The organism is Serratia sp. LTN-2 (assembly GCF_059740205.1).
Genome location: NZ_JCAXDO010000003.1, coordinates 381,773 through 400,006, shown reverse-complemented (window position 1 = coordinate 400,006; position 18,234 = coordinate 381,773). Strand labels below are relative to the sequence as shown.

Genomic DNA, 18,234 nt, shown 5'->3' with positions numbered 1-18,234 from the left:
GCGAAGCGCGCGCCGTGACTGGCGCGACAAGCTTGTCAATAAGCGTGATCAGATTTTCCTTAAAAACTGAAAAAACCGATCGTTTGACGCTTTATTAAACGTTAGAAAAAAACGGCATATTGATCTGATTTAATATTCTAAAAACCTGTTTACAACGGCGATTTTGATCGAAGTCGTGGAAATTAGGTATTTTTCTTAATACGCCGCTGGCGCCGTACCCCGGTAACGCAGGGCCGGCGCGGCATACGGCGCTCAACCTTCGTGCTGGGTGTGCACCATGTAGTTCACGTCAACGTTGCGGCCAAGCTTGAAATGATCGGTGATCGGGTTGTAATGCAGGCCGATCATATGCTTTTCGCGCAGCGGCGTGCCGTCGACCCAACCGATCAGTTCGGAGGGGCGAATGAACTTCTTATGATCGTGGGTGCCCTGCGGCACCATCTTCAGCACGTACTCTGCGCCGATCACCGCCATCAGCCAGGCTTTGGTGTTGCGGTTGATCGTGGAGAAGAACACGTGGCCGCCCGGTTTCACCAACTGGGCGCAGGCCCGCACTACCGAGGCCGGATCCGGCACGTGCTCCAGCATCTCCATGCAGGTGACCACGTCGTAGCGCTGTGGGTTGACCTGAGCATGGCTTTCCACTGTCTCCTGCACGTAAGTCACGTTTACGCCGCTTTCCAGCGCATGCAGACGAGCGACCTGCAGCGGTTCCGCGCCCATGTCCAGGCCGGTCACCTGCGCGCCTTCGCGCGCCATGCTTTCCGCCAGAATGCCGCCGCCGCAGCCCACGTCGAGCACCTGCTTGTCAAAAATGCCGCCGGCGCGCTGCATGATGTAGTTCAGGCGCAGCGGGTTGATGCGGTGCAGCGGTTTGAACTCGCCTTCCAGATCCCACCAGCGGGAGGCGACGGCCTCGAACTTGGCGATTTCCTGGTGGTCAACGTTTTGCGCGTGGCTGGATGATTCTGCGTTCATGGGCTTGTCTGGCTCCTTGTTCTCGTTGCGCGGATTATACATGTTCCGACGCGGCATCGTCTGCGCCGATGCGTTTTTCGCGCACGAATCTGCACAATTTCCGTGAAACAGCGGCGGTTATTTTCCCGTAAAGCGCGCTTTGTGATATAGTTTTACACCTTTGCCACTATGGCAGCGGGCAGATGAATCATTAGTAGAGGGATAGCAGCTCCATGAGCGACCTTGCCAGAGAAATCACACCGGTAAACATCGAAGACGAGTTGAAAAACTCGTATCTGGACTACGCGATGTCCGTTATTGTCGGACGCGCGCTGCCAGATGTTCGTGATGGTCTGAAGCCGGTTCACCGCCGCGTTCTGTACGCGATGAGCGTACTGGGTAACGACTGGAATAAACCATACAAGAAATCGGCCCGTGTCGTCGGGGACGTGATCGGTAAATATCACCCACACGGTGACAGCGCGGTTTACGACACTATCGTGCGTATGGCTCAGCCGTTTTCACTGCGCTACATGCTGGTGGACGGTCAGGGTAACTTCGGTTCCGTCGACGGCGACTCCGCCGCGGCGATGCGTTATACCGAAGTGCGCATGTCCAAGATTGCTCACGAACTGTTGGCGGATCTGGAAAAAGAAACCGTCGACTTCGTGCCTAACTATGATGGCACCGAGCAGATCCCGGCCGTCATGCCGACCAAGATCCCGAACCTGCTGGTCAACGGCTCGTCGGGCATCGCCGTGGGTATGGCCACCAATATTCCACCGCACAACCTGACTGAAGTCGTCAACGGCTGCCTGGCCTATATCGATGATGAAAACATCAGCATCGAAGGGCTGATGGAACACATTCCGGGGCCGGACTTCCCGACGGCGGCGATTATCAACGGCCGTCGCGGCATTGAAGAGGCCTACCGCACCGGGCGCGGCAAAGTCTACCTGCGCGCGCGCGCGGAAGTGGAAGCCGACGCCAAGACCGGCCGCGAAACCATCATCGTTCATGAGATCCCGTATCAGGTGAACAAGGCGCGTCTGATCGAGAAGATCGCCGAGCTGGTGAAAGAGAAACGCGTCGAAGGCATCAGCGCGCTGCGCGACGAGTCCGATAAAGACGGCATGCGTATCGTGATCGAAGTCAAACGCGACGCGGTCGGCGAAGTGGTGCTGAACAACCTGTATGCGCTGACGCAACTGCAGGTTACCTTCGGCATCAACATGGTGGCATTGCATCAGGGCCAGCCTAAGCTGCTGAACCTGAAAGACATCCTCGAAGCCTTCGTGCGCCATCGCCGCGAAGTGGTCACCCGCCGCACCATCTTCGAACTGCGTAAGGCCCGCGACCGCGCCCATATCCTGGAAGCGCTGGCCATCGCGTTGGCCAACATCGATCCGATCATCGAGTTGATTCGCCGTGCGCCGACGCCGGCGGAAGCAAAAGCCGCGTTGGTGGCGCAGCCGTGGGATCTGGGCAACGTCAGCGCCATGCTGGAGCGCGCCGGTGACGACGCCGCCCGCCCTGAGTGGCTGGAGCCGGAGTTCGGTATCCGCGACGGCAAGTACTACCTGACCGAGCAGCAGGCTCAGGCGATTCTGGATCTGCGTCTGCAGAAACTGACCGGTCTGGAGCATGAAAAGCTGCTGGACGAATACAAAGAGCTGCTCAACTTTATCGCCGAGCTGATCTTCATTCTGGAAAGCCCAGAACGTCTGATGGAAGTGATCCGCGAAGAGCTGGTGGCGGTCAAAGAGCTGTACAACGACGGCCGTCGCACCGAGATCACCGCCAATACTTCCGACATCAACATCGAAGACCTGATCAACCAGGAAGATGTGGTGGTGACCCTGTCTCACCAGGGGTACGTGAAGTATCAGCCGCTGTCCGACTATGAAGCTCAGCGCCGCGGCGGCAAAGGCAAGTCCGCCGCGCGTATTAAAGAAGAAGACTTTATCGATCGCCTGCTGGTGGCCAACACCCACGATACGATCCTGTGCTTCTCCAGCCGTGGCCGCCTGTACTGGATGAAGGTGTATCAACTGCCTGAAGCCAGCCGTGGCGCGCGCGGTCGCCCAATCGTCAACCTGCTGCCGCTGGAAGCCGATGAGCGTATCACCGCCATCCTGCCGGTGCGCGAGTATGAAGAAGGGCGTCACGTGTTCATGGCTACCGCCAGCGGTACCGTGAAGAAAACCGCGCTGACCGAGTTCAGCCGTCCGCGCAGCGCCGGCATCATCGCCGTCAACCTCAACGAGGGCGACGAGCTGATCGGTGTCGATCTGACCGACGGCAGCAACGAAGTGATGCTGTTCTCCGCCAACGGTAAAGTGGTGCGCTTCCCGGAAACGCAGGTGCGTTCGATGGGCCGTACCGCCACCGGCGTGCGCGGCATCAACCTCGGCGAAGGCGACAGTGTGATCTCCCTGATCGTGCCGCGCGGCGAAGGCGATATCCTGACCGTCACGCAAAACGGCTTCGGTAAACGTACCGCCGTGACCGAATACCCGACCAAGTCACGCGCCACCCAGGGGGTTATCTCCATCAAGGTGAGCGAGCGTAATGGCCAGGTGGTCGGCGCCGTGCAGGTGGAAACCAGCGACCAGATCATGATGATCACCGATGCCGGCACGCTGGTGCGTACCCGCGTTTCGGAAGTCAGCGTGGTGGGCCGTAACACCCAGGGCGTGACGCTGATCCGCACGGCGGAAGACGAAAACGTCGTCGGCCTGCAGCGCGTGGCCGAGCCGGTGGAAGACGAAGAGCTGGACAGCCTGGAGCCGGGCGCGGAAGCGGTGGAAGAAGACAGCACGCCGCTGGACGATGGCGACGACGCGGCTGAGCCGATGGACGACGACAACGTTTAAGCAAGGTGAAGGCGTCGGCATGCCGACACCGTAATGCACTAAGACAAAAGGGCCTGGCAGCGATGCTAGGCCCTTTTTCAGTTATATGGTTTAATTGGGCACCGAGCCGCCGGCCGCCGCGCCGGCGACAACGCGCGCCCTCACTGACTTTCGTATGGTACCCGATTGAAATACTTAGCCTCTTTTCGAACTACGCTGAAGATATCCCGCTATCTGTTTCGGGTGCTGGCGATTTTGCTGTGGTCGTTGGGAGCGCTGCTCACCACCTTTTATATTCTGAATATTCTGCATCAGAAAGAGTCGGACATCCGGCAGGAATACAACCTCAATTTCGATCAGGCGCAGGGCTACATCCGCCATTCCGCCGATATCATCCGCGACATCAAGTATATGGCGGAGAACCGCCTCAACGGTTCGGTCAGCAGCCTGGACATGTTCAGCGGGGTGTTTCCCGGCAAGGGCAGCCCACCGCAATTCTTCCCGCTGTACCCGGAGTCCAACTGCGCGCTGAGCACCACCTACCGCAGTTCGCTCGATTCGCTGAGCGGCCTGATCCAGTATTGGAAAGAGAACTTCGTGGCGGCCTACGATCTTAACCGGGTGTTCTTCATCGGCGGCGACAGCCTGTGCATGGCGGAGTTCGGCGGCGGCAATGCGGTCGCCAACCGGGAAAACGTGCTCAAGTCGCTGCATGAGCGCATTCTAAAATACCGCAACGCCAAGAATCTGGACAAAGACAACAACCTGTATTGGATCAGCCCCAGCGCGCAGCGGCCGGACGTCGGTTATCTGTATGTGTTGACGCCGATTTATATCGGCAACAAGCTGGAAGCGCTGCTGGGCATCGAGCAAACCGTTCGACTGGAGGACTTCGTCACCGCCGGCAACCTGCCGATCGGCGTCACGCTGCTGGATGAGAACAACGAGCCGGTGCTGCGCCTGGCGGATGGCGATCGCTATGCCGCTTCGCTCAACAGCTATCCCGCAGAGCACGCCTACTTTGGCTATGTCGACAATTACCGCGACCTGATCCTGAAGAAAGCGCTGCCGCCTTCTTCGCTGAGCATCGTCTATGCGCTGCCGGTGAAAAGCGTGGTGGAACGCTTCAAGATGCTGATCCTCAACGCGTTGCTGCTGAACCTGCTGTCGGCCATCGTGCTGTTCACGCTGGCGTGGCTGTTTGAGCGCAAGATGTTCCTGCCGGCGGAGGACAACGCCTTCCGGTTGGAAGAACACGAACAGTTCAACCGTAAGATCGTCGCCTCAGCGCCGGTGGGCATCTGTATCCTGCGCATCAGCGATGGCACCAATATCCTGAGCAACGAGCTGGCGCACAACTACATCAATCTGTTGACCCACGAAGATCGCGATCGCATTACGCGCATCATTTGCGAACAGCAGGCGAATTTCGTCGATGTGATGACCAGCAACAACAACAACCTGCAGATCAGCTTTGTTCACTCGCGTTACCGTAATGAAGAGGTGGCGATCTGCGTGCTGGTGGACGTCAGCGCGCGCGTGAAGATGGAAGAGTCGCTGCAGGAGATGGCGGCGGCGGCGGAGCAGGCCAGCCAGTCGAAATCGATGTTCCTGGCCACCGTCAGCCATGAGCTGCGCACGCCGCTGTACGGCATTATCGGTAACCTCGATCTGTTGCAAACCAAGGCGTTGCCGCAAGGGGTAGACCGGCTGGTCAACGCGATGAACAATTCGTCCGGCCTGCTGCTGAAGATCATCAGCGATATCCTAGACTTCTCCAAGATCGAGTCCGAACAGCTGAAGATCGAGCCGCGCGAGTTCTCCTGTCTGGAGGTGATCACTCATATCGCCGGCAACTACTTGCCGCTGGTGGTGAAAAAACGTCTGGGGCTGTACTGCTTTATCGAACAGAACGTGCCGGAGCGCATCTTCGGCGATCCGGTGCGCTTGCAGCAGGTGCTGTCCAACCTGGTGAACAACGCCATCAAGTTCACCGATACCGGCTGCATCGTGCTGCAGGTCTGCACTCGCGGCAGCTATCTGGAGTTCAGCGTGCGCGATACCGGCGTCGGCATCCCGGAGAAGGAAATCTCGCGCTTGTTCGATCCGTTCTTCCAGGTCGGCACCGGCGTGCAGCGCCATTTCCAGGGAACCGGTCTGGGGTTGGCGATCTGTGAAAAACTGATCAACCTGATGGACGGCGATATCGCCGTCGAGTCCGAACCGGGGCTGGGCAGTCTGTTCAGCATCCGCATTCCGCTGTTCAACGCCCAGTTCCCCATCCCGCAGGCCAGTGATACCTGGCAAGGCCGTCGGCTGTGGCTGGATATCCGCAATCAGCGGCTGGAAAGCTACCTGATGGCGATCCTGGGCGGGTACGGCGCCGATATCCAGCGCTATGACGGCCAGGAGACCGCCGCCGGCGAGGTGATGCTCAGCGATCATCCGCTGATGCTGGATACACCGCTGCTGGCTCAGATCCAGTTCTCTACCGAGCATATCGGCCCATCGCTGGAAACCCGACCAGGCTATTGGATGCACAGTACGTCCACGCCGCGCGAAACGCTGACCTTGCTCAACCGGTTGTTCGGCGTCGGCGTCGGCGGCGGCGCGGCAGAGGGGCTGGTGCAGCTGCCGGTGCCCGCCAAGGCCAGCGCGGCGGACAACGGCGATATTCATCTGCTGGTGGTCGATGATCATCCGATCAACCGTCGCCTGCTGTCCGATCAGCTGGGATCGCTGGGATATCAGGTGGTGACCGCCAACGACGGCGTGGATGCGCTCGGCGTACTGAAACAGCACCGCGTCGATATTGTGCTGACCGACGTCAATATGCCGAATATGGACGGCTATCGCCTGACGCAAGAGCTACGGCAGATGCAGTTCAGCGCGCCGGTGATCGGCGTGACGGCGAACGCGCTGGCGGAAGAGAGGCAGCGCTGCCTCGAGGCGGGCATGGATAATTGCCTGTCGAAACCGGTCACGCTGGAGACGCTGGAGCAGACGCTGGCGTATTACAGCCAACAGGTACGCTACAACCGCAGCGAGGCCTGAAAAGCAAACAGGCACGGCGAATGCCGTGCCTGTTTGGCGTTAACCTGCCGTGAGGCGAGGGTTACTCTTTGTCCAGCGGCGTCATGCTGACGGAGGAGAGGTAGTTGAGCAGGGCGATGTCGTTTTCGACGCCCAGCTTCATCATCGCCGATTTCTTCTGGCTGCTGATGGTTTTGATGCTGCGGTTGAGTTTCTTGGCGATTTCGGTCACCAGGAAACCTTCGGCGAACAGACGCAACACTTCGCTCTCTTTCGGCGACAGACGTTTGTCGCCATAGCCGCTGGCGCTGATTTTCTCCAGCAGTTTAGAGACGCTTTCCGGCGTGAATTTCTTGCCTTTCTGCAGGGCGGCCAGCGCCTTCGGCAGATCGGTCGGCGCGCCTTGTTTCAGCACGATGCCTTCGATATCCAGATCCAGTACCGCGCTCAGGATCGCTGGGTTGTTGTTCATGGTCAGTACGATGATCGACAACTGCGGATAGTGGCGCTTGATGTACTTAATCAGCGTGATGCCGTCGCCATACTTGTCACCCGGCATCGACAGATCGGTGATCAGCACGTTGGCGTCCAGCTTGGACAGATTGTTGATCAGTGCGGTTGAGTCTTCGAACTCCCCAACGACATTCACCCATTCAATTTGCTCAAGCGACTTCCGGATGCCAAACAGTACGATAGGATGGTCATCAGCAATAATTACGTTCAGGTTATTCATGTTGTTGGCTACCTTGCTTCAGCAGTCTGCTGACGAAAAAATCAATCTGACTGATGTTATTCTCGATCTCGGGCGCATCACCTTCTGCGATGCGCTGTTCTAACGATTCGCACAGCTGCTTGCCGGGAAGCAGATTTAACATGGCAAACACGCCTTTCAGGCGGTGTGCGGTTTGTGACAGCGCATTGAAATCACTGCTGCCCGCCTCAGTATACAGTTTTTTGACATCGTCGGGTACTGTATCGACAAACAGCCCATAGTAATCACTTGATTTCAATTGTTTTTCATAGAGTTGGATATCTTCTGAGCTCAATGACAGCGGACTTTCTTCCTGCTCCAGCGCGGCCATTTGCTGTTCGATCAGCATCAGCACGGCGTCGATTAAAGCGCCGTTCAGGTTGTAGTTCACCCGAATGTAGCGCTTGTCCAATGCTTGCCAGCCCGGTTCATCGCTCGCCAGCAACAGCGTGTAATCATCGGCGCGCTGCGGGTTATCGGTCAGTAATACGTCATAATCGCGATTGACCGCCCGATCTTCGGCGACGATACAGTCGGCGCCGTAGGCTTGCAGCAAGCGGGTCACGATGCCGCGCACTTCATCCGACGTGACGTCCAGCAGGGCGGTGACGCCGTCGAGCAGCTTTTCCTGATCCTGCGGCTCTTTTTTCTCCATCTCCATAGCGACGCGAATGGTATAGCGGGTGCCGATATCCACTTTGCTGCGAATGTCCAACTGGCCGTTAAGCTTCTTGCACAGCTGATTGCACAAGAAGAAGGTGAGACCGGAACCGTGATTGAAGCGGTCCACCAGCGTCTGGCTGAGGAACGGGTAGTTGAGGTTGCTGATCTCTTCGTTGGAGATGCCGGAGCCGGTGTCGTTGATCTGAAAAATCAGGCGGTCCGGGTGTTCGGGCTCATGGTCGACCACCAGGGAAATCTTGCCGCAGGCGGTGGTGATAATGGCGTATTGCACCAGCAGCGAGATCACTTTGCGCAACGCGTTGGCGTCGCCGATGTAGTTTTGTTCGACGTCCAGCTGGAAATGCTTGAACAGCGCCAATCCCTTCTGGTTGAGGGCGGGCAGGGCCTCCAGCAGCAGCTCATCGACCATTGCCGCAGGGGAGAACGGTTCGCGCGTGGGTTGCCAGTCCTGGGTTTCCAGCCGGGTCAGCAGGGTGATGTTATCGATCAATCCCAGCACCGAAGCCGACTCCGCCGCCAGCTGGCCCAACAGTGCCTGCTGTTGATCTTCACCCGACGAGATGCGCAGGCGATCGACCAGATCGTGCATCTGGCGCACCGGCTGGTTCAGCTCGATGCCCAGGTTGTGCAACATCAGCTTACGCGCCTGAACGTTCTTGTCGTATTCGCGCCGCGCCTGCTGCAGCCGCTTGTTCACCATCACCTCTTTATCCTGATCGTGCATCAGGAACAGGTAAGTGTCCGGCGATAGCTGGCTGCGGAAAATGCGAATTTCATACACCTCGTTGTTGACCGTAGCCTGGATCACCCCGTGATGCTGTTCGGCCATGTGGGCGATTTTTTGCAGGCTGAGGTGCGGCAGCAGATGTTCGGCGATTTTGTTGCTGGCGATCACCGTATTGTTGGCGAAGCTGTAAACCAGCAGGCCGGAGGGCAGGCTGGCGATGATCTCTTGATTCAGCGCGCGCTCGGCCTCAAGCTCCACCGCCATATTTTCGCTCGGACGAATGTACTGGCGGCGGATAAAGTAGATGCTCAACATCGACAGCCCCAGCAGCAACAGATTGACCGCGATCAGCCAGATGTTGTTGCGCAGCAGATCGATGGCCAGATTGATGGCCGAAACGCGATACACCACCTTCAGCGGCGCATTGGGCAAGGCGGCGCTGAACTCGACCCAGCCACCGCTCATCGTCGTATGGGAGCCGAGTGCGGTTTCCGTCGGAATCGCGTTGTCGTCAAGATCGGCATTGTCTGGCAGCAACAGGAAATTGGCGCGGGCCAGATTGGCAGGAATGATATCGTTGATCGGCATATCGAAGGCGATCACCGTCGCCAGATGTCCCGGCTGATTGAACGTGGTGCGAATCGAGAACGAATAGGCGTTCTGGAAGCGTTGCTTGCGCAGATCGGAAAAGCTCTCGCGTTCGTCGAGCATATTGGCCTGCTGCAGCATCTCGGCGCGGCGTTCGTCCGCAGAGGTGGTCAGGTAGCTTTCCCGAAAGCGCGAAGCCAGCTCTTTGAGCGGCTGGGTGGTGATCAGACTGAGGCTGTTGTCCTGGCCATTGAGATAATACATGGCGTAGTTCTCGGTCTTGGCGCCCCAGCGGGTGTCGAGGTAGTCCGAGATATTGGCGATCATCGCCAGCGTGTTCTCGTCATGACTGCCGAAGATCACCGCATCGGTTTTCTTATGCTGCTTTTCCACATAATAAACGTCGGGCCGCAGGCGCGTCTCCTGCAAGCCGGGATCGGCATTCTGCGCCGGCGCATTGCCGAATTTGTCGTAGACCTGGTAAGTCATGTAACGGTAGGTGTCGATGCGTTTTTGCAGCGAACCGGCGATGCTGTTCAGCGTGTATTTCTTTTCCGCCAACCAGGCGTTGGTGTAGTTGTAGCCATACAGACCGATGCCGATCGTCAGCAGCACGATAAACAGCAGGAAGCAGCGGGTGATATTGCTGGAGCTAATGGTCAGTTGCTTATTTTGCATAGTGGCTGCGCATTCCTGAATCAGCGAGTGACGGCCCTGGCGCTGGCGGTGACCGCCAACAGCAGAACGGCTACGCAGGCGAAAGCCGCCGTCAGGCTGGAAAACTGAGCGATAAAACCGATCAGCGCCGGGCCGGCCAGAATACCGGCATAGCCGACGGTGGTGACGGAGGCGATCGCCAGATTGGCCGGCATGTCGCGCTGGTTGCCTGCGGCACTGAACAGGATCGGCACGACGTTCGAGGCGCCCAGGCCGACCAGCATGAAGCCGACCAGCGAAACGGTGGCGTGATTGAAGGCGATGGCCAGGCTCAGACCGAGAGCGGCGCACAGGCTGCCCAGCAGCAGCACCCGGTAGCGGCCTAGCGAGTTCACCACCCGATCGCCATTGAGCCGGCCGAGCGTCATGGTGATGGAGAACAGCGCATAGCCCAGGCCGGCCTGACTGTGTTCGACGCCGCGCAAGGTGGTGAGAAACAGCGCGCTCCAGTCGAGCATCGACCCTTCCGCCAGAAACATGATAAAGCACAAAATGCCGATAAACATCACCCAGCCGCGCGGCAAGACGAACATCGGCCCGCCGTCGTCGGCGCCGCTCTCACGCAGCAGATGGCGGCTGGCGAACGCCAGCAGCACTATCACCGCCAGCACGGTGAGCAGGGTGGATTGCAGCGGCGTCAGCCCCAGCCACAGCAGCGCGCTGACGCCGCCGGCGCCGGCAATGCCGCCGATGCTGAAAAAGCCGTGAAAGCCGGACATCATCGCTTTGCCGCTGGCGCGCTCGACGATCACCGCCTGTACGTTCATCGCCACGTCGATCATGCCGATCGCCGCACCGAACAGCAGCAGCGCCACGGCCATGCCGCCGAGGGAATCCATCAGCGCCAGCAACGGCAGATCGATGCACAGCCCCAGCCCCGCCATCAGGATCACCGCGCGGCAGCCCAATTTTCCGGTCAGGAAGCCGGTCAGCGGCATCGCCAGCATGGAGCCGGCGCCGATGCACAACAGCAACAGGCCGAGCGAACCGTCATCGATGCCGATACGTGCTTTGGCGAAGGGCACCAGCGGCGCCCAGGCGGCCATGCCGAGGCCGGCGACGAAAAAGGCCAGGCGGGTGGCGATCTGTTGAGGAACGCCGGGCGTTTGCTGTTCATTACACAAGGTGGCTGTCATGTAAGCGTCAGGATCTTGGATCAAAAGAGTGGCGAAAGTTACTGACAGTTTTTATCACAATCCGCGATCCGGGTCGAAAAGATTCGCGTCTGGCTCCTCTCTGGCGCCGCCGCTGCGCACCAGCCACAGCGCGATCGCCTGGACAATATAGTCTTTTTGCCGATCGTCCAGTGCGACGCCCTGCGGTATGCCGTGCCATTTTTCCAGACAGCCGCGGCAGCAGGTGGCGGTGGCGTGTTGGGCGACGAACACCGGATGGCCGCGCATCGGCGTCTGCCTGCCATCGTTTTTGGGGTGAGAGGCGGCCAGGCGGCGATCGATAAAATCACGGGCATGGCTGAGGATCAGCGGCAAGCCTTTGTCATCGAGATAGGCTTGATCCTTGGTATTTAAACGGAAGCGGGCGCGGAAAGACGAGCTTTGCAGCCGTCGCCACAGCGCGTCGGGTTGAAATGGCTTCATTATCTATATCTATTTGCTCGCAGCAAGGGCGGTTTTTTCAGGCTACCAGAAGTGAAACTCCGCGGCTAATTATGCCTGCGGTGGAAAATAATGGGCGGGATAAGGCACGAAATGAAAAGCAAGTTCAATTTGTAGACTAAAATAAGGAAAAAGATTAGCAATTAGTGCGGAAGTAAATTAGTGAAACTATATCATGGGGTTATTTATTTGCTTGCTATTTGTGCGGATCGAAATTGTGAGGAGAGTGTGAAGAAAAATAAAAAACCGGCCAGAAGCCGGTTAAAGGAATGCAGAAATTATCTTCGGGTAATGAAGGTAATAATGAAAATAATGATGATAGCGAGGTGATTATAGCGGCTGCGTGCGGACAGCGTTTTGGCACAATGTGCTTATTGCCCGGTTCAATTGTATGGTTGGCTTTTTTTTCTTAAAGATATGTATAACTACATGATTTTTTATCAATTAATCTATTCTTTGTCTTTAAGTGCTTTATTTTGTTTGTCTGTAAGGTTTTGTGAAAGTTCGCGCGTATTTACATTTTGAAACCTTTATTAATTACAATGAAACACTATCGGATACTTGGTATCATTTTCTTTCTGGATTAATATAACCCTTGTTACCAGAATGGTAATGCACAGTCGTGCTAATAATGCTCGAAAAGGGCAGTGGCCGTAGCTCGACATAATTAACGAGGATAATAACGATGAAACTTCGAGTACTCTCTCTGATGGTACCCGCACTGCTGGTTGCAGGCACAGCAGGCGCGGCGGAAATCTACAACAAAGACGGTAATAAACTGGATTTGTACGGTAAAGTCGACGGTCTTCACTATTTCTCCAGCAACAACGGTGCGGACGGCGATCAGTCTTATATGCGTTTTGGCCTGCGCGGCGAAACGCAGATCAGCGATCAGCTGACCGGTTACGGCCAGTGGGAATATCAGGCCAACCTGAACCACGCTGAAAACCAGGACAACAAGAACTTCACCCGTTACGGCTTCGCCGGTCTGAAATTCGGCGACTACGGCTCCTTCGACTACGGCCGTAACACCGGCGTGCTGTACGACGTGGCGGCTTACACCGATTTGCAGCCTGAGTTCGACGGCTCGACCTACGGCGCCGACCAGTTCATGTTCCAACGCTCCAGCGGCCTGGCGACCTACCGTAACAACGGCTTCTTCGGTTTGGTTGACGGCCTGAACTTCGCCCTGCAGTACCAGGGTAAAAACGGCAGCGCTGAAGAGACCAACAACGGTCGTGACGTTCTGGGTCAGAACGGCGAAGGCTACGGCATGTCCATGAGCTATGACATGGGCTACGGCATCAGTGCTGCCGGTGCCTTCTTCAACTCCCGTCGTACCAGCGAGCAGAACGGCGGTGGCAACTACCAGAACATCATGGGCCGCGGCGATAAAGCAGAAGGGTATTCCGGCGGTCTGAAATATGACGCCAACGATACCTACCTGGCTGTGATGTTCACCCAGTCTTACAACGCGGCGCGTTTCGGTAGCTCTACCAGCGATGCTTTCGGTTACGCCAACAAGGCGCAGAGCTTCGAAGCCTACGCACACTACCAGTTCGACTTCGGTCTGCGTCCGTTCGTGGGCTATAACCAGACCAAAGGTAAAGACCTGGGCCGCGCCGGCAACGGCAAGGACTACGGTGATGAAGATCTGGTCAAATTCGTCGACCTGGGCGCGACCTACTTCTTCAACAAAAACATGTCCACCTATGTTGACTACAAAATCAACCTGTTGGACAACAACGACTTCACCCAAGCTGCCGGTATCAACACCGACAACGTGGTTGCCGTGGGCCTGGTTTACCAGTTCTAAGCCTCTGCATGTGAATGTCATCGCGCGGCCTTCGGGCCGCGCTTTTTTTTGCCTGTGAAGAAGCACGGATTGATCCGTGAGCGGCACGGGAAGCGCTTTGGGTTTCCGCCACTCGGCCTACGCTGTGAATACAGCAAACAGAGCGGAGGTGATATGGAGCTCAAGATCGATAAAGTGATCGAGACGGTGTTGTACGTTAGCGATATTGAGCGCGCGGACGCTTTCTATCGAGAGGTGCTGCAGCTGCCGGTGATGGTCGCCAACGAGCGATTTTGCGCCTATAACGTCGGCGATCGGAGCGTATTGCTGCTGTTTGTCGAGGGCGACTCGCTGCGCGGGGCGCAGTATCCGACCGGCTTTATTCCCGCTCACGATGGCGTGGGGCCGGCGCATATCGGGCTGGCGGTGGCGAAAGAACAGCTGCTGCATTGGGAACGGCATCTGATGGCCAACGGCGTGGAGATTGAGGGACGAATGCGTTGGGAGCAGGGCGGCGAGAGCATTTATTTTCGCGATCCCGACGCCCACCTGTTGGAGCTGGTGACGCCGGGCATCTGGGCCAATTACTGATCGAAGCCGCCTTGCGCCAGTATTGTCAGCGTGGCATCCAGCACCTGCAGCGCTGCCTGTGGTTGCCGCTCTATCTGCACCCTGACAATGGCGCCGTCGATCAACATCGCCAGCATCGCTGCGTGCTGTTCCCGCTGTGGGCCGGCGGGCAGGTGGCGCGCCAACTCATCCGTCATCTGCCGCTTATGCTGGCTGGCGATGTGCAGGCTTTCCGGCAGCAGGTCGGCGATCTCCACCGCCGTATTGATAAATGCGCAGCCGCGAAAGCGCGGATCGTCGAACCATTCCGCCAGGCAGGGGGCCAGCGCCGGCAGCAGCCCGCCGGCCTGCGCCACATGGCGCGCCAACGATGCGCTGAACCAGTCCAGCCACTGCTGATGGCGATAGGCCAAAAACGCCGTAATCAGGTCGTTCTTGCTGGGAAAGTGGCGGTAGAACGTCACCTTGGTCACCCCTGATTCCTTGATGATGCGATCGATGCCGGTGGCGCGGATCCCCTCCTGATAAAACAGATCGTGCGCCGTCAGCAAAATGCGCTGGCGGGCGGGCAAGGCGTTGAGATCGGCGGTCATCATTTTCTCCCGGGCTATTTTCGGGTGATTGTAGACAACTCTGTCTACATGCGCTAGCGTAATGTTGTAGACAGAGTTGTCTACATACCTTCACCCAGGAGATGAACATGAGCATTAAACCCCCATTGCCGCCTTTTACCCGCGGCTCGGCCATCGAAAAAGTGCGGCTGGCGGAGGATGCGTGGAACAGCCGCGAGCCTGAGCGGGTGTCGCAGGTATATTCGCTCGATACCCACTGGCGGAATCGCGCGGAATTTGTCGACGGCCGCGCGGCGGTGGTCGGTTTTTTGCAACGCAAGTGGGCGAAAGAGCTGGAGTATCGGCTGATTAAGGAACTGTGGGCGTTTGACGGCGCGCGCATTGCGGTGCGTTTCGCTTATGAATGGCGCGATGATTCCGGCAACTGGTATCGCAGCTTCGGTAACGAAAACTGGGAGTTCAATCAGGATGGGTTAATGATCAATCGTCATGCCTGCATTAACGACATGCCGATCCGCGAGCAGGATCGGCGTTTCCATTGGCCGCTCGGCCGGCGCCCGGACGATGTCCCGGCGCTGAGCGATTTCGGTTTTTGAGCCCGATTACTGGTAATAATGGCGCAGCCCGGCGTGAATGGCGGAAATCAGCCGTTTTCGCCACTCAGGCTCGCCTTTTCGGTATTGAGAAAACAAGTGGCCAATTGCCAGGTTGTCGCCGATAGGCAGGGCGTTTAACCCTTGCTTGTCGGGCTGGGCAGTGAACCACGGCTGCGGCACAACCGCCAGCAACGGCGCCCGGCGCAGCACCGGCGGCAGCTGCGCGTAGTCGGCGCAGCTCAGGGCGATGCGGCGCTGCAATCCCTGACGTTCGAGCTGACGATCCAGCTCGTTTTCCGCCTGCGGCCACGGATGGCAATAATAGTGCGGATAATCCGCCAGTTCGCTGAAAGCCAGCTCGCGCTTGTCGTGCAGCGCATGCTGCAGCGGCGGGCCATACAGCGCGATCAGGCGCGTACGGCCAATCGATTCATAATGCAGCGCGCTGGTGCGTTGTTGATGATCGCCCACCGCCAGCACCAGATCGACGCTGCCCTCCAGAAGCTCATCGCGCCAGGCTCGGCGCTCAAAGTTTTGGCAATGAATCTCGGCCTGGCTGGCGGTGCCTTTTTCCGCCAGCAGCGGCAGCAGAATGGGATGCAGAGCGGGGGGCGCCACTAACGAGAAGCGGCGCGGCGCCTGCGGTTGCTGACCGAACATTTCGCTGTCCAGCGATGAAAACAGCGGCGTTAGCTTGTCTTTCAGCGACAGTGCGAACAGGGTGGGCACCTGGCGATGCCCTTCGCGGCGAAACAGCGGCTCATCCAGTACTTCTCGCAGGCGGGCCAACGCATGGCTGACGGCGGAGGTGCTGATGCCCAACCGGTCTGCGGTTTTACGGCTGGATCCCGTTACCATCAGCAGGTACAGCACTTTCAGCAGGTTCATGTCCATTTGTAGAATATTCATCAAATTCCCTTTATTTAATTGAACACTGCTCAATATTGCGCCGAGTATACTCCAGTCCGGTTTCCTCTGACAGACGAGAATAATGAAAAAAAGCATGTGTTATCTGATGGCTATGGCCTTTTCCCTGAGTTTCTCCTCGCAGGCGCAGTTAGATCCGGCACAGCCATTGTCCAGTGCGCCGCCATACTCGCTGTTTGAAGAGTGGGCCCGGCCGATGACGCCGTTCCCGATCTTCCCGCAGGTGTATTACGTCGGCATGAGCAATCTGTCCTCGATCTTGCTGAGCACGCCGCAGGGATTGATCCTGATCGATGCGGGGCTGGACGCCAGCGCGCCGATCATCAAAGCGAATATTGAACGGCTGGGATTCAACATGAGGGATCTGAAATTCATCCTGAACAGCCATGCACGGCTCGACCAGGCCGGCGGCATCGCGCGGCTCAAACGCTGGAGCGGCGCCAAAGTGGTGGCCAGTGCGGCCAATGCGCGCCAGCTGGCGCTGGGTGGGCGGCAGGACTTTGCGCTGGGGGATGCGCTCAGCTTCCCTGCGGTGCAAACGGATATCGTGGTTGGCGATGGCGACAGCATCATGCTAGGTGGCCTGACGCTGACCGCCATGATGACGCCCGGTCATTTACCGGGCGCCACATCATGGCTGACCACGCTGCAACATAAGGGTAAACCTTACCGCTTCATCTACGCCGACAGCCTGGCTACGCCGGATTATTACCTGCTCGGCAACAAGAATTACCCTCAGCTGGTCGAGGATATTCGCGGCAGTTTCGCCCGTCTGGCGCGGGTACAGGCAGATATTTTTATCGCCAATAAAGGCACACGCTTTGATCTGACCGCGAAATGGCGGCGTTTACAGGCCGGCGACACGCAGGCGTTTATCGATCCTGCCGGGTTGCAGCGTTATGTACAGGAGTCGCAGCAGGGATTCGAAGAACAGCTGAAGCGGCAGCAGTAGGCCAAACGATGAGCGGTTAATGAAAAGCGCACCGATCGACAAAGGGGAATTTGTAGAAAAGCCTTTCCGCTTCTAGACTTAGGGGACAACAAACGCACTCCAAGAGGACAAGCTATGACGAAGAAGTTGGTGTTGGCCGTCGGCACTGCGGCGGTATTTTCCATTCTTGCCGGCTGTACCGCCTATGACCGGGCGACCAGTTATGTCAACGAGCCGGTGGTCAGCGATGTCAAAGTAGGGATGACCAAGCAGCAGGTGCGGGCGATTGCCGGTCCGCCGTCGACGACCGCCACGTTGGTTCACGCGCAGGGTACCTGCGACACTTATGCGGTGGCGCCGCGCGACGGCAAGGTGCAGACGTATTTTGTCAGCTACAACGATACGGGCCACGTTATGAACAAAGGCTATCAAACCTGTTCAGACTACGATTCGCAGCCGAAATAACCGCGTTTCTGCCGAACAAAAAAGCCTCGTTTTCACGAGGCTTTTCATTTTTTAAGCGTTTAAGGCCTGAAGTTTAGGCAACTGTACCGCCGATACGATTTTTTTGCATGAAAACGATAGACATTTCATAACGGTATCGCTAATATCAGCGCCCATTGGAAGGATGGCCGAGTGGTTTAAGGCAACGGTCTTGAAAACCGTCGAGTGTAACAGCTCCCAGAGTTCGAATCTCTGTCCTTCCGCCAAATTCAGCCGGCTTAGCTCAGTAGGTAGAGCAACTGACTTGTAATCAGTAGGTCACCAGTTCGATTCCGGTAGCCGGCACCATGACAGAAGCCCCAGCAGCGATGCTGGGGCTTTTTGTTGCATGCTTATCTCCGGGGGAGAACGGAACTGTTCCTATAATGGGACGATAGTACGCAGTAAATTCATGTGAAAACTCTCTGCCAG

Annotated in this window: 14 protein-coding genes and 2 tRNA genes; 9 read left to right on the top strand and 7 right to left on the bottom strand. The window is 57.4% G+C overall.

Going from position 1 to position 18,234, the window contains the following annotated elements; genetic code table 11:
- Positions 1–252 precede the first annotated feature (252 nt).
- On the bottom strand, positions 253–978 hold the full coding sequence (gene ubiG / locus AC6BYQ_RS09040) for a bifunctional 2-polyprenyl-6-hydroxyphenol methylase/3-demethylubiquinol 3-O-methyltransferase UbiG (RefSeq protein WP_019453692.1): 726 nt from the start codon (positions 976–978) through the stop codon (positions 253–255).
- Between the two features lie 212 nt (positions 979–1,190).
- Between ubiG and gyrA the strand changes: the two genes are divergently transcribed.
- Positions 1,191–3,833, top strand: a complete 2,643-nt coding sequence (gene gyrA, locus AC6BYQ_RS09035; RefSeq protein ID WP_498056750.1) for a DNA topoisomerase (ATP-hydrolyzing) subunit A — start codon at positions 1,191–1,193, stop codon at positions 3,831–3,833.
- A 165-nt stretch (positions 3,834–3,998) separates the two neighbouring features.
- Positions 3,999–6,866 carry a two-component system sensor histidine kinase RcsC gene (gene rcsC, locus AC6BYQ_RS09030; protein ID WP_498056749.1) on the top strand — a complete coding sequence of 956 codons (2,868 nt, stop codon included), beginning with the start codon at positions 3,999–4,001 and terminating at the stop codon, positions 6,864–6,866.
- 61 nt (positions 6,867–6,927) lie between these two features.
- Here the strand turns inward: rcsC and rcsB are convergent, their stop codons facing one another.
- The 4 genes from rcsB to AC6BYQ_RS09010 are packed head-to-tail and all read right to left on the bottom strand — an operon-like array spanning position 6,928 to position 11,910.
- Positions 6,928–7,578, bottom strand: coding sequence for a response regulator transcription factor RcsB (rcsB, locus tag AC6BYQ_RS09025; protein WP_019453689.1), 651 nt, complete (start codon positions 7,576–7,578; stop codon positions 6,928–6,930).
- Positions 7,571–10,273 carry a phosphotransferase RcsD gene (rcsD, locus tag AC6BYQ_RS09020; RefSeq protein WP_019453688.1) on the bottom strand — a complete coding sequence of 901 codons (2,703 nt, stop codon included), beginning with the start codon at positions 10,271–10,273 and terminating at the stop codon, positions 7,571–7,573. Before rcsD ends, rcsB begins: the two co-directional genes overlap by 8 nt.
- A 20-nt stretch (positions 10,274–10,293) precedes the next feature.
- Positions 10,294–11,448: an MFS transporter gene (locus AC6BYQ_RS09015; RefSeq protein ID WP_063919770.1), complete on the bottom strand. Its 1,155-nt coding sequence runs from the start codon at positions 11,446–11,448 to the stop codon at positions 10,294–10,296.
- 54 nt (positions 11,449–11,502) lie between these two features.
- Positions 11,503–11,910, bottom strand: a complete 408-nt coding sequence (locus tag AC6BYQ_RS09010) for a DUF4186 domain-containing protein (RefSeq protein WP_498056748.1) — start codon at positions 11,908–11,910, stop codon at positions 11,503–11,505.
- A gap of 703 nt (positions 11,911–12,613) precedes the next feature.
- Here AC6BYQ_RS09010 and ompC point away from each other — a divergent pair.
- Positions 12,614–13,744 (top strand): porin OmpC, encoded by a 1,131-nt coding sequence (gene ompC, locus AC6BYQ_RS09005; RefSeq protein WP_498056747.1) that lies wholly within the window; start codon positions 12,614–12,616, stop codon positions 13,742–13,744.
- Between the two features lie 153 nt (positions 13,745–13,897).
- Positions 13,898–14,314 (top strand): VOC family protein, encoded by a 417-nt coding sequence (locus AC6BYQ_RS09000; protein WP_432524673.1) that lies wholly within the window; start codon positions 13,898–13,900, stop codon positions 14,312–14,314.
- Here the strand turns inward: AC6BYQ_RS09000 and AC6BYQ_RS08995 are convergent.
- Entirely contained in the window at positions 14,308–14,886 is a 579-nt protein-coding gene (locus tag AC6BYQ_RS08995) for a TetR/AcrR family transcriptional regulator (protein WP_442532701.1), read from the bottom strand. The genes AC6BYQ_RS09000 and AC6BYQ_RS08995 overlap by 7 nt on opposite strands.
- Positions 14,887–14,993: 107 nt before the next feature.
- Here AC6BYQ_RS08995 and AC6BYQ_RS08990 point away from each other — a divergent pair, with 107 nt between their 5' ends.
- A complete protein-coding gene (locus AC6BYQ_RS08990) occupies positions 14,994–15,461 on the top strand; it encodes a nuclear transport factor 2 family protein (protein WP_498056746.1) in 468 nt (155 codons plus the stop codon).
- Positions 15,462–15,467: 6 nt separating this feature from the next.
- Here AC6BYQ_RS08990 and AC6BYQ_RS08985 read toward each other — a convergent pair whose 3' ends face one another.
- Complete coding sequence (locus tag AC6BYQ_RS08985) at positions 15,468–16,370, bottom strand: LysR family transcriptional regulator (protein WP_498056745.1); 903 nt, start codon at positions 16,368–16,370, stop codon at positions 15,468–15,470.
- Positions 16,371–16,452: 82 nt separating this feature from the next.
- On the opposite strand from AC6BYQ_RS08985, the gene blaSPR reads away from it, so the two are divergent.
- The 4 genes from blaSPR (at position 16,453) to AC6BYQ_RS08965 (ending at position 18,111) form a co-directional block, all read left to right on the top strand.
- Positions 16,453–17,340, top strand: coding sequence for an SPR family subclass B3 metallo-beta-lactamase (gene blaSPR, locus AC6BYQ_RS08980; RefSeq protein ID WP_498056744.1), 888 nt, complete (start codon positions 16,453–16,455; stop codon positions 17,338–17,340).
- Between the two features lie 114 nt (positions 17,341–17,454).
- Positions 17,455–17,784, top strand: coding sequence for an osmotically-inducible lipoprotein OsmE (gene osmE, locus AC6BYQ_RS08975; protein WP_019453681.1), 330 nt, complete (start codon positions 17,455–17,457; stop codon positions 17,782–17,784).
- Positions 17,785–17,941: 157 nt separating this feature from the next.
- Positions 17,942–18,029 (top strand) — tRNA-Ser (locus tag AC6BYQ_RS08970).
- 6 nt (positions 18,030–18,035) lie between these two features.
- Positions 18,036–18,111, top strand: a tRNA-Thr gene (locus AC6BYQ_RS08965).
- Positions 18,112–18,234: the final 123 nt, after the last annotated feature.

Excerpts from the sequence above, each read along its gene's own strand:
- ubiG (WP_019453692.1), bottom strand. The coding sequence starts at position 978 with ATGAACGCAGAATCATCCAGCCACGCGCAAAACGTTGACCACCAGGAA.
- AC6BYQ_RS08995 (WP_442532701.1), bottom strand. The coding sequence starts at position 14,886 with ATGACCGCCGATCTCAACGCCTTGCCCGCCCGCCAGCGCATTTTGCTG.
- AC6BYQ_RS09015 (WP_063919770.1), bottom strand. The coding sequence starts at position 11,448 with ATGACAGCCACCTTGTGTAATGAACAGCAAACGCCCGGCGTTCCTCAA.
- AC6BYQ_RS08990 (WP_498056746.1), top strand. The coding sequence starts at position 14,994 with ATGAGCATTAAACCCCCATTGCCGCCTTTTACCCGCGGCTCGGCCATC.
- osmE (WP_019453681.1), top strand. The coding sequence starts at position 17,455 with ATGACGAAGAAGTTGGTGTTGGCCGTCGGCACTGCGGCGGTATTTTCC.
- blaSPR (WP_498056744.1), top strand. The coding sequence starts at position 16,453 with ATGAAAAAAAGCATGTGTTATCTGATGGCTATGGCCTTTTCCCTGAGT.
- AC6BYQ_RS09010 (WP_498056748.1), bottom strand. The coding sequence starts at position 11,910 with ATGAAGCCATTTCAACCCGACGCGCTGTGGCGACGGCTGCAAAGCTCG.
- AC6BYQ_RS08985 (WP_498056745.1), bottom strand. The coding sequence starts at position 16,370 with ATGAATATTCTACAAATGGACATGAACCTGCTGAAAGTGCTGTACCTG.
- gyrA (WP_498056750.1), top strand. The coding sequence starts at position 1,191 with ATGAGCGACCTTGCCAGAGAAATCACACCGGTAAACATCGAAGACGAG.
- AC6BYQ_RS09000 (WP_432524673.1), top strand. The coding sequence starts at position 13,898 with ATGGAGCTCAAGATCGATAAAGTGATCGAGACGGTGTTGTACGTTAGC.
- rcsB (WP_019453689.1), bottom strand. The coding sequence starts at position 7,578 with ATGAATAACCTGAACGTAATTATTGCTGATGACCATCCTATCGTACTG.
- ompC (WP_498056747.1), top strand. The coding sequence starts at position 12,614 with ATGAAACTTCGAGTACTCTCTCTGATGGTACCCGCACTGCTGGTTGCA.
- rcsD (WP_019453688.1), bottom strand. The coding sequence starts at position 10,273 with ATGCAAAATAAGCAACTGACCATTAGCTCCAGCAATATCACCCGCTGC.